General features: G+C 37.1%; 17 protein-coding genes. 13 read left to right on the plus strand and 4 right to left on the minus strand.

Annotation, left to right across the window (positions count from 1 at the left end; all coding sequences use genetic code 11):
• Positions 1-110 precede the first annotated feature (110 nt).
• A complete protein-coding gene (locus CWS31_RS15750) occupies positions 111-2,216 on the minus strand; it encodes a M13 family metallopeptidase (RefSeq protein ID WP_101342958.1) in 2,106 nt (701 codons plus the stop codon).
• Positions 2,217-2,540: 324 nt separating this feature from the next.
• On the opposite strand from CWS31_RS15750, the gene CWS31_RS17620 reads away from it, so the two are divergent.
• From CWS31_RS17620 to CWS31_RS15760, 3 genes are all read left to right on the plus strand, one after another.
• The gene (locus CWS31_RS17620; RefSeq protein ID WP_170252911.1) at positions 2,541-2,714 is read left to right on the plus strand and encodes a hypothetical protein; all 174 of its coding nucleotides are present in this window, start codon (positions 2,541-2,543) and stop codon (positions 2,712-2,714) included.
• A gap of 159 nt (positions 2,715-2,873) precedes the next feature.
• Positions 2,874-3,644, plus strand: coding sequence for a class II aldolase/adducin family protein (locus CWS31_RS15755; protein WP_101342959.1), 771 nt, complete (start codon positions 2,874-2,876; stop codon positions 3,642-3,644).
• A 205-nt stretch (positions 3,645-3,849) separates the two neighbouring features.
• Complete coding sequence (locus CWS31_RS15760) at positions 3,850-5,025, plus strand: mandelate racemase/muconate lactonizing enzyme family protein (RefSeq protein ID WP_101342960.1); 1,176 nt, start codon at positions 3,850-3,852, stop codon at positions 5,023-5,025.
• A gap of 29 nt (positions 5,026-5,054) precedes the next feature.
• Here the strand turns inward: CWS31_RS15760 and CWS31_RS15765 are convergent, their stop codons facing one another.
• Positions 5,055-6,032, minus strand: a complete 978-nt coding sequence (locus CWS31_RS15765) for an amidohydrolase family protein (RefSeq protein ID WP_101342961.1) — start codon at positions 6,030-6,032, stop codon at positions 5,055-5,057.
• A gap of 89 nt (positions 6,033-6,121) precedes the next feature.
• The gene (locus CWS31_RS15770) at positions 6,122-6,847 is read right to left on the minus strand and encodes an SDR family NAD(P)-dependent oxidoreductase (RefSeq protein WP_101342962.1); all 726 of its coding nucleotides are present in this window, start codon (positions 6,845-6,847) and stop codon (positions 6,122-6,124) included.
• 238 nt (positions 6,848-7,085) lie between these two features.
• On the opposite strand from CWS31_RS15770, the gene CWS31_RS15775 reads away from it, so the two are divergent.
• Positions 7,086-7,541, plus strand: a complete 456-nt coding sequence (locus CWS31_RS15775; protein WP_101342963.1) for a DUF3010 family protein — start codon at positions 7,086-7,088, stop codon at positions 7,539-7,541.
• A gap of 213 nt (positions 7,542-7,754) precedes the next feature.
• Here the strand turns inward: CWS31_RS15775 and rpsT are convergent, their stop codons facing one another.
• Positions 7,755-8,015 carry a 30S ribosomal protein S20 gene (gene rpsT / locus CWS31_RS15780; protein WP_101342964.1) on the minus strand — a complete coding sequence of 87 codons (261 nt, stop codon included), beginning with the start codon at positions 8,013-8,015 and terminating at the stop codon, positions 7,755-7,757.
• 332 nt (positions 8,016-8,347) lie between these two features.
• Here rpsT and murJ point away from each other — a divergent pair, with 332 nt between their 5' ends.
• The 9 genes from murJ (at position 8,348) to fadD (ending at position 20,519) form a co-directional block, all read left to right on the plus strand.
• Positions 8,348-9,943 (plus strand): murein biosynthesis integral membrane protein MurJ, encoded by a 1,596-nt coding sequence (gene murJ / locus CWS31_RS15785; RefSeq protein WP_101342965.1) that lies wholly within the window; start codon positions 8,348-8,350, stop codon positions 9,941-9,943.
• Between the two features lie 374 nt (positions 9,944-10,317).
• A complete protein-coding gene (ribF, locus tag CWS31_RS15790) occupies positions 10,318-11,238 on the plus strand; it encodes a bifunctional riboflavin kinase/FAD synthetase (RefSeq protein ID WP_101342966.1) in 921 nt (306 codons plus the stop codon).
• A 133-nt stretch (positions 11,239-11,371) separates the two neighbouring features.
• Positions 11,372-14,233: an isoleucine--tRNA ligase gene (ileS, locus tag CWS31_RS15795; RefSeq protein WP_101342967.1), complete on the plus strand. Its 2,862-nt coding sequence runs from the start codon at positions 11,372-11,374 to the stop codon at positions 14,231-14,233.
• Positions 14,234-14,421: 188 nt separating this feature from the next.
• Entirely contained in the window at positions 14,422-14,952 is a 531-nt protein-coding gene (gene lspA / locus CWS31_RS15800; RefSeq protein ID WP_101342968.1) for a signal peptidase II, read from the plus strand.
• Between the two features lie 98 nt (positions 14,953-15,050).
• Positions 15,051-15,494, plus strand: coding sequence for an FKBP-type peptidyl-prolyl cis-trans isomerase (gene fkpB, locus CWS31_RS15805; RefSeq protein WP_101342969.1), 444 nt, complete (start codon positions 15,051-15,053; stop codon positions 15,492-15,494).
• A 522-nt stretch (positions 15,495-16,016) separates the two neighbouring features.
• Entirely contained in the window at positions 16,017-16,739 is a 723-nt protein-coding gene (tsaB, locus tag CWS31_RS15810) for a tRNA (adenosine(37)-N6)-threonylcarbamoyltransferase complex dimerization subunit type 1 TsaB (protein ID WP_101342970.1), read from the plus strand.
• Positions 16,740-16,963: 224 nt separating this feature from the next.
• Positions 16,964-17,638, plus strand: a complete 675-nt coding sequence (locus CWS31_RS15815; protein ID WP_101342971.1) for a M50 family metallopeptidase — start codon at positions 16,964-16,966, stop codon at positions 17,636-17,638.
• A gap of 60 nt (positions 17,639-17,698) precedes the next feature.
• Positions 17,699-18,721, plus strand: a complete 1,023-nt coding sequence (locus CWS31_RS15820; RefSeq protein ID WP_101342972.1) for an alpha/beta fold hydrolase — start codon at positions 17,699-17,701, stop codon at positions 18,719-18,721.
• A 142-nt stretch (positions 18,722-18,863) separates the two neighbouring features.
• A complete protein-coding gene (gene fadD, locus CWS31_RS15825; RefSeq protein WP_101342973.1) occupies positions 18,864-20,519 on the plus strand; it encodes a long-chain-fatty-acid--CoA ligase FadD in 1,656 nt (551 codons plus the stop codon).
• The last annotated feature ends 63 nt before the right edge of the window (positions 20,520-20,582 follow it).

Below are 20,582 nucleotides of genomic sequence, written 5' to 3' on the forward strand. Positions count from 1 at the left end.
GGCTGTCCTATTCTCATCTATATCGCTTCAATCGACTATTTCAGTAACAGCTTTTGTTACTGAAATAGTTACCCACAAATAGCACTTGCTTCAAACGGCATTTCACCCTACTACCAAATTTTAACGCGCTTCTCAGGCGCGATATACATGGCATCACCTTCTTTAACATCAAATGCTTCGTAAAACTCATTCATGTTTGATAGTGTACCAAGTGCACGAAATTCAGCGGGAGAATGACTATCAGTAGCAACGCGGTTACGCAAAGACTTTTCTACCATCTTGGTACGCCAAACTTGGGCATAACCCATGAAGAATCGTTGATCGCCAGTTAAGCCATCAATAATGGGTGCCTCTTTACCGTTTAATGAATCTTGGTAAGCTTTATAAGCAATGGTTACTCCTGACAAGTCACCAATATTTTCGCCTAAGGTTAGTTCACCGTTTATAGCGAGATCATCAAAAACATGATATTCATTGTATTGCTCAACTAAGGCTTTGGTGCGGTTAGCAAATTCAGCTAAGTCTTGCTCGGTCCACCAATTTCTTAAGTTACCTTCGCCATCATATTTACTGCCTTGATCGTCAAAGCCGTGTCCCATTTCATGTCCTATAACTGCACCAATAGCGCCATAGTTAACCGCGTCATCGGCGGCCATGTTAAAGAATGGTGGTTGTAATATTGCTGCGGGGAAAACAATTTCATTAGCGGTTGGGCTGTAATACGCATTAACGGTTTGTGGGGTCATATGCCATTCCCATTTACGGGTTGGCTCAGATAGTTTTTCAAGTGATTTTTCATGAGACAAACGTGAAGAGCGGATAATATTACCCACTAAATCATCAGCACTGATGGTTAGCTCTGAGTAATCTTCCCATCTATCTGGGTAACCAATTTTTGGGGTAAAGGCGGCTAACTTAACTTGCGCTTCTTTTTTGGTATCAGCGGACATCCATTCAAGTTCGTTAATACTGGTGCCGTATGCGGTTCGTAAATTTTCGACTAATTCACTCATGCGTTGTTTAGCTTCAGGGGCAAAGTGCTTTTTAACATAAACCTTACCAATAACTTCGCCTAAGTTGCTGTTAACTACGCTAACACCACGTTTCCATTGTGGGCGCTGTTCGTTTCGGCCACTTAATTGTTTTGAGTAAAAGTCAAAGTTTTCATTATCAATTTCTGTTGTTAAGTAACTAGCAAAATTACTTAAGCTGTGAAACTGTAAATACGTTTTCCAATCTGCTAATGAGGTTTGTGCAAAAATATCGCCGAAGCCTTCAATAAAGTCAGGTTGATTAATAACAATATCTTTTATAGAACTAGCACCTTGGGCGTTAAGATACGCAGACCAATCAAACTCATCGGTTAATTGATTTAAGTCAGTAACGGCATATTTATTATAACGTTTTTCACTATCGCGACTTTGTACCTTGGTCCAGTGATATTGTGCAAGCTTGGTTTCAATGTCCATAATGGTTTTAGCGGCTGCTTTACCATTAGGAAGGCCTGCAAGTTTGAACATGTTTTCTATGTGAGCGACATAACCTGCGCGTAATTCAGTAAAACGCTCGGTGTCATTAAAGTAGTAATCTTTATCAGGTAATCCTAAACCACTTTGCCAAATATGGGCGGCATAACCGTCTGATTTTTTAGCATCTACACTAATATAAAAACCTAATGGGTTACCCACGCCAATAGCTTGATACTGACCAAAAAATGCCGCTAATGCAGTTTTATCATTAATGTTATTAATGGCTTCAAAAATAGGTTGTATTGGTTTTATACCTAGGCTGTTGCGTTTATCGTTATCCATGAATGAACGATAAATATCAGCAACTTTTTGCTCGTCACTACCTTGGGTTAGGTTTTTTGTGGCGGCTAATTCTTCAATGATGACATTAACGTCTTCATCGGCTTGATCGCGTAAATCATAAAAAGAGCCAATGGCGGTTTTATCATCAGGAATTTGGGTGTTATCTAGCCAGTTACCATTAATATATTGATAAAAGTTGTCTTGTGGACGACTATTGGTGTCCATATTGGCCATTTCAATACCAGAAACTAATGCTGTTTTTACTGGCGTACCTTGTTCTGCAGTTTGTTCGGATGCAGTTTGTTCAAGAGCAGTTTTTTTAGGTGAAGAGTTCTCAGCTTGTGGCGTACAAGCGGTAATAAGTAATAATGATGAACATACTGCGCTGGTAATCGTTGCTTTCATGGCGTTTCCTTGTCTATTACGCTAAGTTGACTTGATTGAGTTGTTTATTACTTTGAAATCACTTTAAAAATTATTTTTAGTCAGGCGGTAATAAGTAATGTAATTGGCGTTAGGGATCTATTATTTTTTGATTCTACGGAGTATTGATAGGTATTTCTAGAGGGTAAAACAACTGTTTACAATTATGTTATTTTATAGGAATGCATTGGTTTGCGATGTGATGATATTCAATGTTAAATTGCATGCATGATAAATAGTGCAGTTGTTGTTTAAGTTATGCCTTAAGTTATGGCTTGGGCTATGTTACGAATTTGGAGAATATTGATGACATTGTTAATTATTTTGGGTTGTGTTTTTTTAGCCGTATTTTTAATGGTGGTATTAGGCGAGCGTTACGCTAAACCTATGACCGAAGAGCAGCAGAGTAAATACAGTAAAATTTTACCTATTTTAGTTTTTGTATTAATCGGTGCTGCTATTATCAAAGCGTTTATTTAACCCTAGTAATCCTAGATTCGCACTTGGATTCAAGAATAATAAGTTCTGCGTATTAACCTATTATATTTAACTTAATATATTTTAAACGGCTTTAATGCCTATTCATCATCAGGTAAAATCTGTTCATAAGTTCCATTTCTGTAACAAAGAGCCCATGTCATGCATCAATTGCCTAAACTTGATTTAAAAAACAAAGTATCCCCAGAAGAGTGGCAAGTACGAGTCGATTTAGCGGCTTGTTATAGGTTATTACAACTGCATGGTTGGGATGATCTTATTCATACCCATGTGTCGGCTCGTATTCCAAACTCTGAGCATTTACTCATTAATGCATTCGGCATGGCTTTTGAGGAAATTACCGCCTCAAACTTAGTTAAAATTGATATTGATGGCAATATTATTGATAAAGACTCTCCGTTTGAAATTAACCCTGCAGGTTTTACTATTCATAGCGCGGTACATGAAGCACGTCATGAAGATCTTTGTGCTTTGCATGTTCACACCAATGACACTATTGCGGTAGCCAGTGTCGAAGATGGTCTGTTACCCTTAAGTCAGTACTCAATGTTTGCTTTAGCATCAATGAGTTATCATGATTATGAAGGTTTAGCGGTAAACGCAGAAGAAAAATTGAGATTACAAGATGATTTAGGTGACGCTAACTTTATGTTATTACGCAATCATGGCGCATTAACCATGGGCAAAACCATAGGTGATGCATTTATGCATATGTACGATTTAACCAGAGCTTGTCAGATACAGTTGCAAATAATGGCGACAGGTATGAAACCTATCTATGCGCCGCAAAGTATTATTGACGGTATTAAAGCGCAAGCGAATGTTGTGCACAGCGGGAAAACTGGCGGACAGACCGCTTGGCCGGCCATGTTAAGAAGGGTGTATCGCTCCGATCCTGATTTTTGTAAATAGTCAGTGATCTTTTTGCTGTATGTTTAAATTTAGGCGTTAAAAGTACTTATTGACTAACGTCAACTCCGTGCTATTTCCTTTAAATTGAACCATTCAACTTTAAGAAAAAACATTATTATTAGAATTGACTTAGAAGCATAGAAGTTTATAAAAATTGAAAAACAATTAAACAGAATTAAATAGAATTAACTTATTCGGGAATCACATGAAAATTACACACGTTGAAATATTTGATATTGAGTGCCCAAAGCGCGCTGGTTGGAACCCTGTTTTTGTACGTATACATACCGATGAAGGTATTACCGGTGTGGGTGAAGCAGGTTTAGCGTATGACTGGGGACACAGTGCTGCAGCGGCGATGATTAAAGAAATTACTGAAGCAGTACTTATTGGTTTTAATCCGTTTAATACCGAATTACTTTGGTCGCGTATGTTACGTGAAAGTTTTTGGGGTTTAGGCGGCGGACCGGTACTTTATTCTGCAATGAGTGCTATTGATACTGCACTTTGGGATATAAAAGGTAAAGCCTTAGGCGTGCCTGTTTATCAATTACTTGGCGGTAAAGTTAACGATAAATTACGTACTTATGCCAGCCAATTACAGTTTGATTGGGCTCCTGAAATAAGTAAATTAATTGAGCCAGAGCAATATGCTGAAGCGGCATTAAGAGCCGTTGCAGAAGGTTACGATGCGGTTAAAGTTGACCCAATTGTTTATAACCAAGATGGCAGCTCTTCGTTTGACAGAACCAAGTTATTTACTAAACCGCAAATGCGTTTGTTTGGCAACAGACTACGCGCTATTCGTGATGCGGTTGGCGAAGACGTAGATATTATTTTTGAATCTCACTCATTAATGGGTGCAGCATCAGCAATACAAATGGGCAGAGTTGTAGAAGAAGTTGGCTGTATGATGTACGAAGAGCCAGTAAATTACTTAAACCCTGCGGTACATAAAAAAGTATCTGATAACGTAAACGTGCCAATTGCTGGCGGCGAACGTTTGTATCATCGTTGGGACGTTCGTCCGTACTTTGAAGATCAAAGTATTGATGTATTGCAACCAGATGTTGGTTTATGTGGTGGTTTTACTGAAGCGAAAAAAGTATGTGATTACGCGGATGTTTACGATATTCGTATTCAAGCACACGTTTGTGGTGGGCCTGTAGCAACTGCAGCGTCATTGCACTTAGAAACAGCAATTCCTAACTTCTTAATTCATGAGCATCACACTTACGCCATTAAAGACTGGAACCGTGAGTTATGTTTACAAGACCCACAACCCGTTGATGGTTTTTTCCAAGTAACTGAAGTACCGGGTATTGGTATTGAATTGAATGATGCGATAGTGAAAAGATCACCACACGTGACGGTTAAATAAGCCTAAGTAACGTTTAAACCTTTAAAAGCTTATAAAGGTTTAAGTTTATAAATATGAAGCGCATTGTTAAATAACAATGCGCTTTTTTCATTTTCAGAGCACTGTGTAATAACTGACGAATCAATAACCATTTGCCAATAATCGGCATAACTTGTATTGCTAAATAAGCATAACGGAAAGTTACTCGCTAACATTACTCGTTTATATGTGAACGCGTTAATGCAATAGCTTACAACCTCATTAAACCATGACATTGAGTAGTCTCTATCTGTCATTTCCCAACCTGAACATTTTATCGAGCAATTATCAAAGCGACTTAATAAGGTGATTGATTGCTGCCAATTTTGCCAGGCGATTATTTTTTTGAAATCAATGGCTTCGTTATTTTCAGCAGTGCCAGTTATTGCATTAGCAGGATTTATTGATGGAATTTTAGCCAAAGTTTCAGAAGAAAATTCAGCCGGAAAGCCAGCATGATTAATAATAATGTGCAGCGTTGGTATTAAGGCTAACACTTTAGTTAATTCGCTAACCGCATGAATATCATCAAGCGGCATTTGCACATCAAAACTAAAGTTATGTTGTGCCAGTGTTTTGAGGTTTTCAATAACTTGCGGTTGTTGCAATATGCTTAACGCGTCATCATCTAAAATATATCGGCAACCGACGACACAATCAAAATTTAATAACTGCGTTAGTTGCTCATTAAATGTTAGCTCGCTAGCGGTGATATCGATAAAAGCTACTGCGCTAAAGATGTTGGGGCTTACTGAATCAGACAACCACTTTATTTCACGCCAAGGTTGCTCGTTATCAAAGCCCGCTTCAATATGTACAAATCCTGCTAAATGAATTGCTGGATTTAGGGTTAAATCACTACAGCTAAAGTTTTGATTGATGAGGTGTTTATCAGGCCAAAAAGGTGGATTGTCACTTTTTAGCCATTGGTAATTTCCAGTCGCTAAGTCGAATAAATGTAAGTGAGGATCAATAATATTAATTGTCATAATGAATGGTCATAGCGTCTTGTTGTCGTGTTTAAGCTCAGAGTTTAAAACCTGTAATGATGCGTATTCATCTTCTTTTTTTTTTAAAGCTACTGAGCCGTATAACCGCCATCAATCACTTGCAAACTACCGGTAATAAACTTGGCTTTATCAGAGGCTAAAAATAACACCAGTTCAGCCACTTCGTCAGGTTGACCTAATCTACCAATCGGTTGTAAAGCGGCTTCTTCGGCATGCACTTCAGCTTTATCTGCACCTGATTTTTCACAGTAATTATTAATTGCTTGATGATATAACGGCGTTTCAATTGTTCCGGGGCAAACAGCATTAGCGCGAATGTTAAACTGCGCATAATCGAGCGCGGTGGTTTTTGCAATAGAGGCGAGGGCGCTTTTACTTAAGTTGTAGGCAAATGAATTATGCTTGGCGATAAGTGCTTGATCAGATGAGATGAGAATAATAGCGCCATTGTTATTGGCCTTCATTGACGGTAATACCGCTTTAACTGCCGCATAAGCACCTTTAACATTAATGTTAAAAACCTTATCTAATTCTTCTTCACTGGTATTTTCAATGTTGGCGGAAAAGTGAATGCCCGCATTTGAAATTAATACATCAATAGTGTGTTTGTTGGCAATAGTATTAATAATTTTGGTCACTTGGCTCACGTTAGTAACATCACATTGGCAAAATTCACCGTCAGTAGATGGCGATAAATCTAAATTAAAGACTTGGTAATTATTCTCAACGAACAGTTTTACCATGCTCAAACCAATACCTGAGCTACCACCTGTGATCACACACACTTTTTTCATCTTACTTACTCAACTAACTCATTTTTTAACAGAAGAATTTAACACTAGAATTTAAGGTAATAATGTAACGCAATAATTTAGCGCAAGAATAAATGATACAGGTAAGTTTCATCAAGTGCTATAAAGTTCCTGTGAGTTATGTAATCTCTATCAATATGATTGTATCAATTCAATTTATCCGTTTTGTCTCTGTGATTTGCGTGTATAATATCTGCAATTAGATTAATGAGGTTTTTCCATGAGAGCTTGTGGCGTAGAAATTAAAAGTAATGATGCAATTATTTGTATTATGACCAAAGAAAACAACTTGTATGATATTCCGCATACGCGCGTACAAAAAATTAGCCTTGATAATGCAGGCGATGCCGAATCAGTACGTAAATTTCAATTTGCTTTTGCTAAGCTTATGGAAGATTACAAGATAACCAACGTACAAATTAAAGGTCGTGCATTAAAAGGTAAGTTTGCTGGCGGACCTATTGGTTTTAAAATTGAAGCTGCTATTCAGTTAATTCCTGAATTAGAAGTTGAAATTTTAGCCGGTACTTTCATCAAAAAAGAATTATCAAAAAGCCAAATAGATATCGATTTTCGTGATACTGGTTTAAAACAGTTTCAAGAACAAGCATTCACCACTGTTTTTGCTTACTTAGAATCTCAAAATTACCCACGTAGAACTGAATCTGAAGATTAAAAATAGATCTATGTCCGTTACCATTCGGGTATATTTAGGTCAAATACTAAAAAAGCTTAGTGATGAAAGTCACTAAGCTTTTTTGTTAATGTTTAAGTAATCTCAAATTTCAGGCATAAAAAAACCGACCTAAGTCGGTTTTTAAATATTCATATAGTCAAACAAGTTAACCAGATGAAGAGTTATTCATAATAACTACAGCGAAAGCAAAAATTAAAGTGCTTTGATTGCTGCGTTTAAACGGCTCTTAGAACGAGCAGCTTTGTTTTTATGAATAAGACCTTTACTTGCGTAACGGTCTAAAACAGGTGTAGCAGCAGCGAATTCTTTTGCTGCAACTTCTTTGTCGCCAGCTTCAATAGCTGATAGTACTTTTTTAAGTAAAGTACGCATCATTGAGCGACGACTTGCGTTATGTTGACGGCGCTTTTCAGATTGTCCTGCGCGCTTCTTAGCTTGCTTTGAGTTAGCCAAGGTGATCTCCTAAAAGATTGATTATAAGCTTAAATTTAAGGCGACGAAATATGCCTTTTTTTTAGCTCGTTGTCAAATGTTTTAATTGTTTAATTTACTATTAAGGGTAAAAACTAACGTTAAAGCCCTCAAAACTAATTAAAAAGAATTTGGTCGATGTTTACGACTAAAAAGTAGTCGATAAAAACAAACACGTTGTGAACGGTCGTAAGTATACATTGTTTAAATAGCTAAAATCATCACATAATATATATTATTTATTTTTGTGTGTTTAGTTGGTGTTGAAATTATGCGCCAAAACAACTTGTAACCGTAGGCTAAAGGATTGTTTTTTGAGTAAGAAGTTAATTAAATCAGGACTGATTGTCAGTGTTATGACACTGATTTCAAGAGTGTTAGGACTTGTGCGTGACGTGGTTATTGCTAATGTCATGGGAACGGGAATCATGGCGGATGTATTTTTATTCGCCAATAAAATACCTAATTTTTTACGACGACTTTTTGCGGAAGGCGCTTTTGCTCAAGCTTTTGTACCTGTATTAAGTGAATATCAGGTAAAAGATGAACTTCATGCTGAGCAAGAACAAAGTAAAAATAATCATGATGAAACGCGTTTGTTAATCGCCCAAGTATCAGGAACTTTAGGTGTTATTGTTACTCTAGTTACTTTATTTGGCATGATAGCGTCACCGTTATTTGTTATGTTATTTGGTTTTGGTTGGTTCATTGAGTGGTTTGATGATGCGCCCGGCGGTGAGAAATTTACCTTAGCTAGTAATTTACTGAGTATTACCTTTCCTTACTTATGGTTTATTAGCTTTACCGCACTCTCAGGCGCTGTTCTCAATACCATGGGGCGCTTTGCTGTTGCCGCATTTACACCTGTGTTATTAAATGTTGCCATTATCAGTATGGCTATTTATGGCGCTCCTTATACGCAAAGTCCCGCACACGCATTAGCTTGGGGGGTGTTTTTAGGTGGTTTGATACAATTTTTGTTTCAAATCCCTTTTTTATACAAATCAGGCATGTTGGTTAAACCCAAATGGGCTTGGCATAGTGAAGGCGTGAGTAAAATACGAAAATTGATAATTCCTGCATTATTTGGGGTTTCTGTTACCCAGATTAATTTATTACTTGATACCTTAATTGCTAGCTTTTTAATTACAGGATCAATCAGTTGGCTTTACTATGCAGATCGATTATTAGAATTTCCGCTTGGCTTGTTTGGAATTGGTATTGCAACCGTTGTATTGCCTAGCTTGTCAAAATTACACAGTAAAAATAACCCTATAGAATTTAATGCAACGCTTGATTGGGGACTTAAAGTCGTTAGTTTGTTTGGTTGGCCAGCACTTGCGGGATTAATGGTGTTAGCGCAGCCAATTATTATGGTACTTTTTATGCGCGGAGAATTTAGTCAACAAGACGTAATACAGGTCTCTATGGCATTATTTGCGTATCTTTCTGGTTTGTTAAGTTTTATGTTCATTAAAATATTAGCCCCTGGATATTACGCCAGACAAGATACTAAAACACCGGTTAAAATAGGTATTATCGCTATGGTTGCTAATATGGTTTTTAACTTAATGTTAGCGCCATTTTTTGGCTATGTAGGATTAGCTATTGCTACCACCATGTCGGCCACACTCAATGCTTGGTTGTTATATCGCGGTTTAAAAGCGAAGGGCGTTTATGAATTATCATTGAGTACAATTACTTTTATCGGCAAGTTGATACTTAGCGCAATGGTAATGGCCTTGGTTGTTTATCAGCTGTCGAGTGATTTTGATGTTTGGCTAACAATGGGGTTTTTTGAACAAGTACAGCAGCTTACACTATGTATTTTTGCAGGTGTGGCAAGTTACCTGGTGATGATTGTCTTGTTAGGTATACGTTTTAGTGATTTTAAAGTTATCAGTAAGTAGAACTAAATAGTGCTAAGTAAGCTTAAGCAAGACCAAATAATATTTGAGTTAGTTTATTGTCTGTTAAAAATAAGCGCCTAAGCCCGTTGCTATGAGTTTAATAATAATAAACTCATAAATTAAAAATAAGATAAATAAGCGTAAAAAAAAGTGTCTGAACTACTGATTATTAGTACGTGCTGGTATATAATTTGTCGATTTATTTTATGCGAATGTCAAAATTGAGGTTCGTTGGTGGCTTGCTTTGTTATTATTTGAATGTTTATTGAGTGTTTTGTAAACGCTTATTTAAGCAGTTATTTGATTAATTGAAGCCGATTTTATAGCGTAAGCGTTATAAAACTAGTGTGAAAATGAAGGCAGAATAATAGCTAATGCAGTTAGTTCGCGGTATACATAATATTAAATTAGCAGATCATGGTTGTGTATTAACTATTGGCAATTTTGATGGTGTACATTTAGGTCATCAGCAAATTATTACTGCCCTAGTTAATAAAGCTAAAGCATTAAATAGTGTCGCTGCTGTATTAGTTTTTGAGCCGCAGCCACAAGAGTTTTTTGCGCCGCAAACAGCTCCTGCTCGACTATGTAGATTACGAGATAAATATAATTTATTAGCGAAATTGGGCGTGCAGCGACTTATTTGCGTCAATTTTAATGCTAAGTTTGCTAACCAAACTGCTGAAAATTTTATAGAAAACTTATTAGTTAAAAAATTAGGCGTTAAGCACCTTATTGTTGGTGATGATTTTCAATTTGGTAAAAACCGTCAGGGTGACTTTGCCATGTTATCGAAAGCAGGCCAGGCATTTGGGTTTACGGTTTCAGATACTCACAGTTTTAAAATGGCGGATTGTCGTATTAGCTCAACGGTTATTCGTGAAGCGCTAGAGCAAGATGACTTACATTCTGTTGAGCAAATGTTAGGTCGAGAGTATTCGATTATAGGCCGGGTTTTTCATGGTGATAAGCGAGGCCGGCAATTAGGTTTTCCAACAGCTAACGTTTTATTAAAAAGACAAGTATCACCACTTAATGGCGTTTTTGCTGTCATAGTAAAAACTGCTAAAGGTGAATTTAAAGGTGTTGCCAATATAGGCGCAAGACCGACAGTTGCAGGAATAAGGCAACAATTAGAAGTACATATTTTTGATTTTGATGAAAATCTTTATGGGCAAAGTATTGAAGTGATAGTGAAGAAAAAGCTACGTTCAGTAATAAAATTTAATAGCCTTGAAGCGCTTACTGCACAAATTCATCAAGATAGTGAACAAGCAAAACAAGTATTAGCTTAATCAAGTGGTATTAATATTTGAGAAAGCACAAAAGAACATCATCTAATTAACATAAGTTAACAGTTATAAATCAGGTTGATCTTTATAACTACTTGTTACATTTGTCAGCCAACTTAAACGGATAATGATTTAAATGAGTGATTACAAACAGACCCTAAATTTGCCAGACACTTCTTTCGCTATGAAAGGTAATATGGCTAATCGTGAACCTAACATGCTCAAAGACTGGGCGGCTAAAGATCTTTACGGTAAAATTCGTGAAGCTAAAAAAGGTAAAAAGTCATTTATTCTTCATGACGGACCTCCTTATGCCAACGGCAATATTCACTTAGGTCATGCTGTTAATAAAATATTAAAAGATATTATTGTTAAATCAAAAACCTTATCAGATTTCAATTCACCGTTCGTTCCTGGTTGGGATTGTCACGGTTTACCGATTGAATTAATGGTTGAGAAAAAAGTAGGTAAGCCAGGTCATAAAGTAACGGCTGCTGAATTTCGTAAAAAATGTCGTGAATATGCAGCTAAACAAGTTAGCGGTCAACGTGAAGATTTTAAACGTTTAGGTATTTCAGCAGATTGGGAAAATCCATACTTAACTATGGATTTTGACACCGAAGCTAATATCATTCGTTCGTTAGGTAAAATTGTTGAAAATGGTCATATTCACCAAGGCTTTAAACCTGTGCATTGGTGTACAGACTGTGGCTCGGCTTTGGCTGAAGCTGAAGTTGAATACCAAGATAAACAATCACCAGCGATTGATGTTAAATTTACTGCGTTAGATCAGTCTATTGCTAATAAATTCTCTCACCCTGACGGTCATGAAGGCGAAGGTGAAATTGCTTTTGTTATTTGGACAACAACGCCTTGGACATTGCCTGCTAACCGCGCAGTAGCGCTTCACGCTGAGGTTGAATATACCTTAGTACAATGTGAAACATTATCTGCTGGCGAAGAAGGTAAACAACGTTTAGTTATCGCATCAGATCTTGTTACTTCATGTATGGACCGTTTTGGTATTACTAAATACCACGCTTTAGGTTTCTGTAAAGGTGCTGATTTAGAATCGTTACAAGTTCAACATCCTTTTTATGAATTCTCAGTACCTGTAATTTTAGGTGAGCATGTAACAACTGATTCAGGTACTGGTGCTGTTCATACTGCTCCTGGACATGGTGTAGAAGATTTCGTGGTTGGTAAAGAATACAACCTTGAAGTGGCTAACCCTGTTGGCGCAAATGGTGTTTATTTAGAAGGTACACCATTACTTGCGGGCCAACATGTATTTAAAGCGAACGCGAGCGTTGTTGAATTATTAAAAGAAAACAATGCCTTGATTCATCATCATGCTATTGAGCATTCTTATCCGCACTGTTGGAGACATAAAACGCCAATTATTTTCCGTGCTACGCCGCAATGGTTCATTTCTATGGATCAAAAAGGCTTACGTGATGCTTCATTAAAAGAAATTGAACAAACACAATGGATCCCAGATTGGGGGCAAAGCCGTATTCAATCAATGGTTGAAGGACGTCCTGATTGGTGTATTTCGCGTCAACGTACGTGGGGCGTACCAATGTCATTATTCATTCATAAAGATACTGGCGCGTTACATGAACGCAGCCTCGAATTGATTGAAGAAATAGCGCAGCGTGTTGAGAAAGAAGGCATTCAAGCGTGGTTCGATCTAGAAGCGCAAGAGCTTATCGGCGACGATGCAGAAAACTTTGTTAAAGTACCAGACACATTAGATGTTTGGTTCGATTCAGGTACTACACATTTCTCAGTAATTAATGAACGTGCAGAATTTGATGGTATTGCTGACTTATACCTTGAAGGCTCAGATCAACATCGTGGTTGGTTTATGTCGTCAATGATATCTTCGGTTGCTATGACGGGTGAAGCGCCTTATAAAGAAGTGCTTACACACGGCTTTGTAGTTGATGCTAAAGGTCACAAAATGTCTAAATCAATAGGCAATGTGATAACTCCAGGTGAAATAACCAAAACCTTAGGTGCAGATATTTTACGCCTATGGGTAGCATCAGTAAATTATACGCAAGAGATAACCGCGGGCGATGAAATATTTAAACGCCAAGCTGATGCTTATCGTCGTATTCGTAACACTTCACGTTTCTTGTTATCTAATTTAAATGGTTTTGAACCAGCTAATCATTCAGTTGCGTTTGATGACATGGTGGCGCTTGACCGCTGGGTAGTTGAGAAAGCTGCACAATTACAAGAAGAGATTATTGCAGCATACGATAAGTATGAACTGCATGTGGTAGTACACAAAATCATGAACTTCTGTACGAATGAACTAGGTGGTTTCTACCTTGATATCATTAAAGACAGACAATACACAGCAAAAAGTGATTCAAACGCACGTCGCTCTTGTCAAACAGCAATGTACTTAATTGTTGAATCAATGACAGCATGGATGGCACCAATATTGTCATTTACCGCACAAGAAGTTTGGGAAGCGTTACCGTTACCTGTAAGTGGTGAGCGTGATGACTTTGTATTCACTGGTGTTTGGTTTGATGGTTTAGCGAAACAAGTTGCTAGTAGCACTTTAGAAAATGAGCTTCCTAATGAATATTGGGCTGAGTTACTTAGCGTTCGTGGCGAAGTTAACCGCGCATTAGAGCAAGCCCGTAAAGAGAAAACGGTGGGTAAAGCATTAGAAGCACAAGTCACTTTATATGCCACTCAAAACTTAGCTACTAAGTTAGCTAAATTAGGTGAAGAATTGCGTTTTGTATTAATTACCTCAAAAGCAACCATTGAAACCGTTACAGCGGCACCAGAAAATGCACAAGCAACTGAAGTTGAAGGATTGTGGTTATCTGTTGCACCTGCAGAAGGTTCTAAATGTGACCGTTGTTGGCATGTAACTACCGATATTGGCGAAAGTGAAGCGCATCCAGAACTATGTGGTCGTTGTATCACAAACGTTGATGGCGACGGTGAAGTAAGACAGTTTGCTTAACTCGTTTGTTAGTTTTAATTAGCTAATGTTTCGTTGGTTTAAGTTAAGCCAGTTAAGCCAGTTAAGCCAATTGGCCAAATTGTCGATGATGGACGAATAAACAACTATTTATAATCAGGCTATTACCAACTATTTAGTGCTGCAACCAAGTACTAATATGTTAGTAATAGCCTATTTAATTCTGCTATATGAGATTATTTTCAGTGAAAAAATTATTTAGTGAAACAGGTTTAAGTTGGTTATGGCTAACAATACTTTTTGTGGTAATTGATCAAATCACGAAACAATGGGTAGCTAATACTTTCGATTACCGTGAAACGTTGGCGGTATTGCCTTTTTTCAATTTAACTTATGTTCACAACCCTGGCGCTGCTTTTAGCTTTTTAGCTGATCAAGGTGGTTGGCAGCGTTGGTTTTTTACTGCTATTGCCAGTATTGCCAGTATTATTTTTATTGTCTGGATGGCGAAAACACCAAAGCAACAGCGCTTATTATGTATTGCGTTTGCGCTTATTTTAAGTGGTGCGGTTGGTAATTTAATTGATAGAGCGATGTTTGGTTATGTTATAGATTTCCTTGATTTTTATTGGGGAGATAAACATTTTGCTGCATTTAACATTGCCGATTCAGCTATTTTTGTTGGCGCAGCACTAATGATCTTTGAATCTTTTACTAACAAAGAAACAACCACAGAAGAAAGTACAGAAGTTAGTAAATAGGCAACTAAAGCATAACTGTTAGAGCAGGCCAGCGATTAACATATTGGTCGTGCAACAAGGCAAAATACCACTAATTTAAGTAAGGCAGAAAGCTAAAAATGACTGATTCAACCCAAGCCACAATTCAAAATGACTCTAGCATTCTTGTTCATGTAACCATGAAATTAAGTGATGGTTCGGCAGCAGACAGCACCAAGGTTAATAATAAACCCGCTAAAATCATCATGGGCGATAACAGTATTTCACCGGCATTTGAGGCTGAATTATTAGGTATGGTAGTTGGTGATTCAAGAGAATTTACCTTAGAAGCAAAAGATGCTTTTGGTGAGCCAAACCCTGATAATATTCATTACATGGACGTAGATAAATTTACTGCAGAAGTGCCAGCTAAAGTCGGTAATATTATTACTTTTTCTCAACCAGGCGGTGAACTACCTGGCATGATTAAAGAAGTTAATGGTAGCTCGGTAACAATTGATTTTAACCACCCTTTAGCAGGCCAAACGGTTACATTTGTTATCGATCTAGTAGAAATTTTATAATTATTTGTTCGCCTAAATGCTGTTTTTCGGCGTTACTTGTCGCTCGAATAAGAAACTATGCGTCGTTCCAAGTGCCTTGAATAACAAACATTTATTTCGAACAAATATTGTTGTGTTGGCCTAAATGCTGTTTTTCGGCGTTACTTGTCGCTCGCATAAGAAACTATGCGTCGTTCCAAGTGCCTTGAATAACAACATTTATTTCGAACAAATACTTTTTTGCCTAAGTGCTGTTATTCGGTGTTACTTGCATAAGAAGCTATGCAAGCAACAAGCTCTTAATAAAAGTATTTATTTAGTATACAAATAGCTTGGTATAAAGCTATTTGTATACGCTAAATTTCAGCCGTCATCCCCGAGGTGTTTTGTCGGGGAACCAGTGTTGTAATGTAATAATTTTTTGAAAGGGCATTTTAAAAAAGGCACTTGCCATGCCCCTAATAATTAACGATATCAAAAAATTAACCACACCAATATGGCTCTAATATATTTACCCGCATTATTTCAAAGGAAATTAGTATTGTGAATTATTTAGCACTTGATGCTTCAACAGAAGCCTGTTCTGTTGCGTTAGAAGTTAACGGTAAAATGTTTTCTCGATATGAACTTTGCCCTCAATCGCATAGTTTACGTTTATTACCAATGATTGATGATGTGTTGCAAGAAGCCAATATAAAATTAACAGAACTTGATGGGCTTATTTTTGGTCAAGGTCCAGGTAGTTTTACCGGTGTTCGTATTGGTGTTGGCGTTGCACAAGGTTTAGCCTTTTCAGCTAACTTACCTGTTGTTGGCGTGTCTAGTTTACAAGCTATGGCTCAATCAGCTTTTTTAACACACGGCGAAACTAAAGTGGTCGCTGCAATAGATGCGCGTATGGCAGAGGTGTATAACGGCTATTTTGAGCTTGATGAAAATAACATTATGCAAGAAAAACAGTCTGAAGCAGTTACTCCTCCTGAGCAATTGGATGCACATTTATCTAGTGTCGTTAAAAGTACGTTTTATGCTGTAGGTACTGGCTGGGATGCGTATTTTGAAAAACCAAATGAAGCGTTAGGCGAGAAATTAGTTGCATTAAAGTCTAATCAAGGTAGCCCTGAAATATTATTTCCTACCGCCGAAGCCATGCTAGTTATCGGTAAAACTAAGCTAGAGCAAGGGCAGGGGGTAACAGCAGAAAATGCCCAACCTGTGTATGTTCGTGATACCGTGTCATGGAAAAAGCTTCCAGGTAAAGAATAAAATATTATCGATAGAGTATCTGGTATTAATTAACTTGTTATATTTTATCGATATGCATTTTACTGTTATTTTTATCTGACTTTGGTAACAGATACTGCTTATAATTTATCAACAAACTTTTAGCCTAAATTCTAATAATAAAGATGAAATGTTAAATTGTAATGTAACGTTATTTTTTTGAAGTAAAGATTGTCGTTGCCGATTATAAATAAGAGAAATAAGTTATGACCAACGCTTCGTTTAAACCCTCAGCTAGTTTCTGGCAAAAGTATCAATTATATTTCCTTTTATTAGTAGCAATTGTCATCAGGCAAATCCCTATTGTTTCTATTCCGCTTAATTGGCTAGAAACCTATTTTCATGAAATTAGTCATGGTCTTGCGGCTTTAATAACTGGTGGTCAAATAGTTCGCATTGAATTATTTCCTAATGGCTCTGGGCTTTGTACAACACGAGGTGGGTTAGGTTTTTTTATTACCTTCTTTGGGTATGCAGGAGCAACAGTTTGGGGGTGGATGCTATTTAAATTAGCAAATAGTCATCAACGTACTGCACAAATTATCTCGGGTTTAATGATTGTATTATTACTGGCATCAATTGTTTTATGGGCAAGAGATCTGTTAACTATTATCATCATCTCAAGTTTAGCGGTTATGTTTTTATTCACAATTAAAGTGCGTAGTCTGTCTTACTTGCAGTTACTTTTAAAATTCTTTGGTTTGAGCATAATATTAAATAGTTTAGTTAGTCCAACTTATTTATTTGACGGACGAGCATTAGGAGATGGCTCAGCCTTAGCTTCAATGACATTCCTTCCTGAATTTATCTGGGTAATTTTATGGTGTGTAATAGCGCTTGCGGCGCTTTATTCGTTAATTAAATCGAATAAAAGACGTTAATTATTTTTTATTTACGCTTATATTTACACTAACAGCTAGATTACTAAAAGGTTTGATTCTATGGAGAATAAAACAGAAGGTAAATTTGAGCAAGTTAAGTCTGAGCTGGCTACTTCTGGGCAAGGTGGTGCTAATCAAGAGCATTCAGTTCATAAGGTGGCCGCTCCTATCGAAGAGGTAAGTTATCAATTAGAGGGCTTAACTCTTACAGCGCTTGCATGTGGCAGTGAAAGCCATCAACCAGTATTGTGCTTGCATGGTTACTTAGATAATGCGGCTAGTTTTATTCCTTTGATGCAAGAAAGTCATTTACTGCCAAATAAACGGATTATTGCCCTAGAATGGCCAGGACATGGCCATTCATCACACCGTAGTATTGGTGCTCATTACCATTTTGTTGATTATGTAAGTGACTTACTCGCTTTGTTTTCTCTGAATGATTGGCCTGCTATTGATATTGTTGCTCATTCAATGGGAGCTATGATTGCCAGTGCCTTTGCTGCAGCATTTCCAGAAAAAGTAAAATCATTAACCTTAATAGACGCGTTTGGCCTTCTTTGTGCCCCTGAAGAGCAAACGACTATACAGTTACGTGAAGGCTTGCTGAGTCGGCATAAATCAATGTTATCAGCTAAACCACCTAAACCAACACGCAGTTTTTCTTTAAATACAGCTATTAAAGCAAGAATGCATGTATCTGATTTAACTTATGAACATGCGGCATTAATTATTCAACGTTCTTTGATAATAGAACAAACTGACCTTGCTTGTATTGTTAGTGATGATAAAGTAAGTGAATTATACCGTTGGCGATCCGATCCGCGTTTAAGATTTATATCCCCTTATCGTTTAAGTCTCGCTCAAGGCCAGCAGCTATTTAGTGATATCAAATGTCCGATACAATTAATATATGGTGATAAAGGTATGAAAATGGTGGTAACGGGATTAACTCATTTTTCAGCTACAGATAATAAAGCAGCCACGATTAAATTAACTGGGGGCCACCATGTTCACATGGAACAATCTAAAGCGTTGGCATCATTACTTAATAGTTTTTTTAATAGAATTCAAACAAGCGTTTAAAATAATGGCTTAATGCTGAAAAATTTGATAAAACAGTTTATTAAAATAATTCAAATAAAAGTGTTTTTACAATAAGTGTTGCTAAAATATAAATTAAAACTACATCATAAATAGCAACATCATTACCTATGAGGAAGTCACTGTGGAAAGAATCTGGTTAGAGAAAAGTTACCCTAGTGAGGTACCATTTGAAATAGATGCGGATAAATATCCATCGATTGTGGCTATGTTTACAAGATATTCGACCAAGTTTAGTGATAAAACTGCGTTTATTAATATGGGTAAATCTATAACTTATGAAGAGTTATCAGTGCAGGCAACCGCTTTTGCCGCATATTTACAGCAAGACTTAGGATTACAAAAAGGTGATAAACTCGCCATTATGGTACCTAACTGCTTACAGTATCCTATTGCATTATTTGGTGCTTTATTAGCGGGCCTTACGGTGGTTAATGTCAACCCATTATATACTTCACGTGAACTTGAGCATCAATTAAAAGATTCTGAAACTAAAGCAATATTGATCATCGAAAATTTTGCCGAAACCCTTGAGAAGATAGTTGAAAATACTGATGTTAAACATATCATTATGACATCACTCGGTGATCGACTTGGCTTAATTAAAGGCACTATTGTCAATTGTGTTGTGAAATATGTTAAAAAAATGGTGCCTGCATTTAGCCTTCCTCAAGCCGTGCGTTTTAACGCTACCCTAAAAAGAGGTGCTGATTTGACATTTTCACCGGTAGAGTTGTGCGGTGATGATCTTGCCTTTTTACAATACACTGGCGGTACAACTGGGCCTTCTAAAGGAGCAATGTTAACTCATAGAAATATGGTAGCAAATCTATTGCAGGCAAAAGCTGCTATTCGCCCAATGCTAAAAGAGGGCGAGGAGTTAGTTGTAACGGCTTTACCGCTTTATCATATCTTTGCGCTAACCGCTAATTGCTTAACCTTTTTTACCTTAGGCGGAACCAATTTATTAATTACTAACCCAAGAGATATGCCGGGTTTTGTTAAAGAATTATCTAAACATCGTTTTACTGCTATCACAGGCGTTAATACCTTATTCAATGGATTATTAAACACTCCTGGTTTTAGCGATCTTGATTTTAGTAGTTTAAAGATGTCTTTAGGTGGTGGTATGGCAGTACAACGACCTGTTGCTGAGCGTTGGAAAAAAGTCACTAATACACGTTTACTTGAAGGTTACGGTTTAACAGAGTGTGCGCCATTAGTGACAATAAGTCCTTACACAATTTCAGAGTATGATGGCAGCATTGGACTTCCGGCTTCTTCAACAGACGTTAAAATTATGCGTGATGATGGCACTGAGGCTGATATAGGCGAGTCAGGTGAAATGTGGGTAAAAGGTCCGCAAGTAATGCTCGGTTATTACAAAAGTGAAGCGGCAACTAATGACGTATTAAAAGATGGTTGGTTTGCAACTGGCGATATTGCGGTGATGGATGATAAGGGATTTTTTAGTATCGTAGACCGTAAAAAAGATATGATTATTGTTTCTGGATTTAATGTTTATCCTAATGAAATTGAAGAAGTATTAGCGATGCATGAAGATGTACTTGAATCAGCAGCTGTTGGTGTTAAAAGTGATAGCTCTGGTGAAATTGTTAAAGTGTTTGTGGTGAGTAAATCAGGTGATTTGGATGAAGAAACCTTGATCAAACATTGTCGTCAATACCTCACTAGTTATAAAGTACCAAAACTGGTTGAATTTCGTAAAGAGTTACCTAAAACCAATGTGGGTAAAATTCTCCGCAGAGAGCTACGTTAGAAACGTTTTAATACCAAATTGATTAAGTTCTTTCCCACTCAGCGAGAATTAAAAGGTTTAAAA

This window comes from Colwellia echini (assembly GCF_002843355.2).
Classification (GTDB): Bacteria; Pseudomonadota; Gammaproteobacteria; order Enterobacterales; family Alteromonadaceae; genus Colwellia; species Colwellia echini.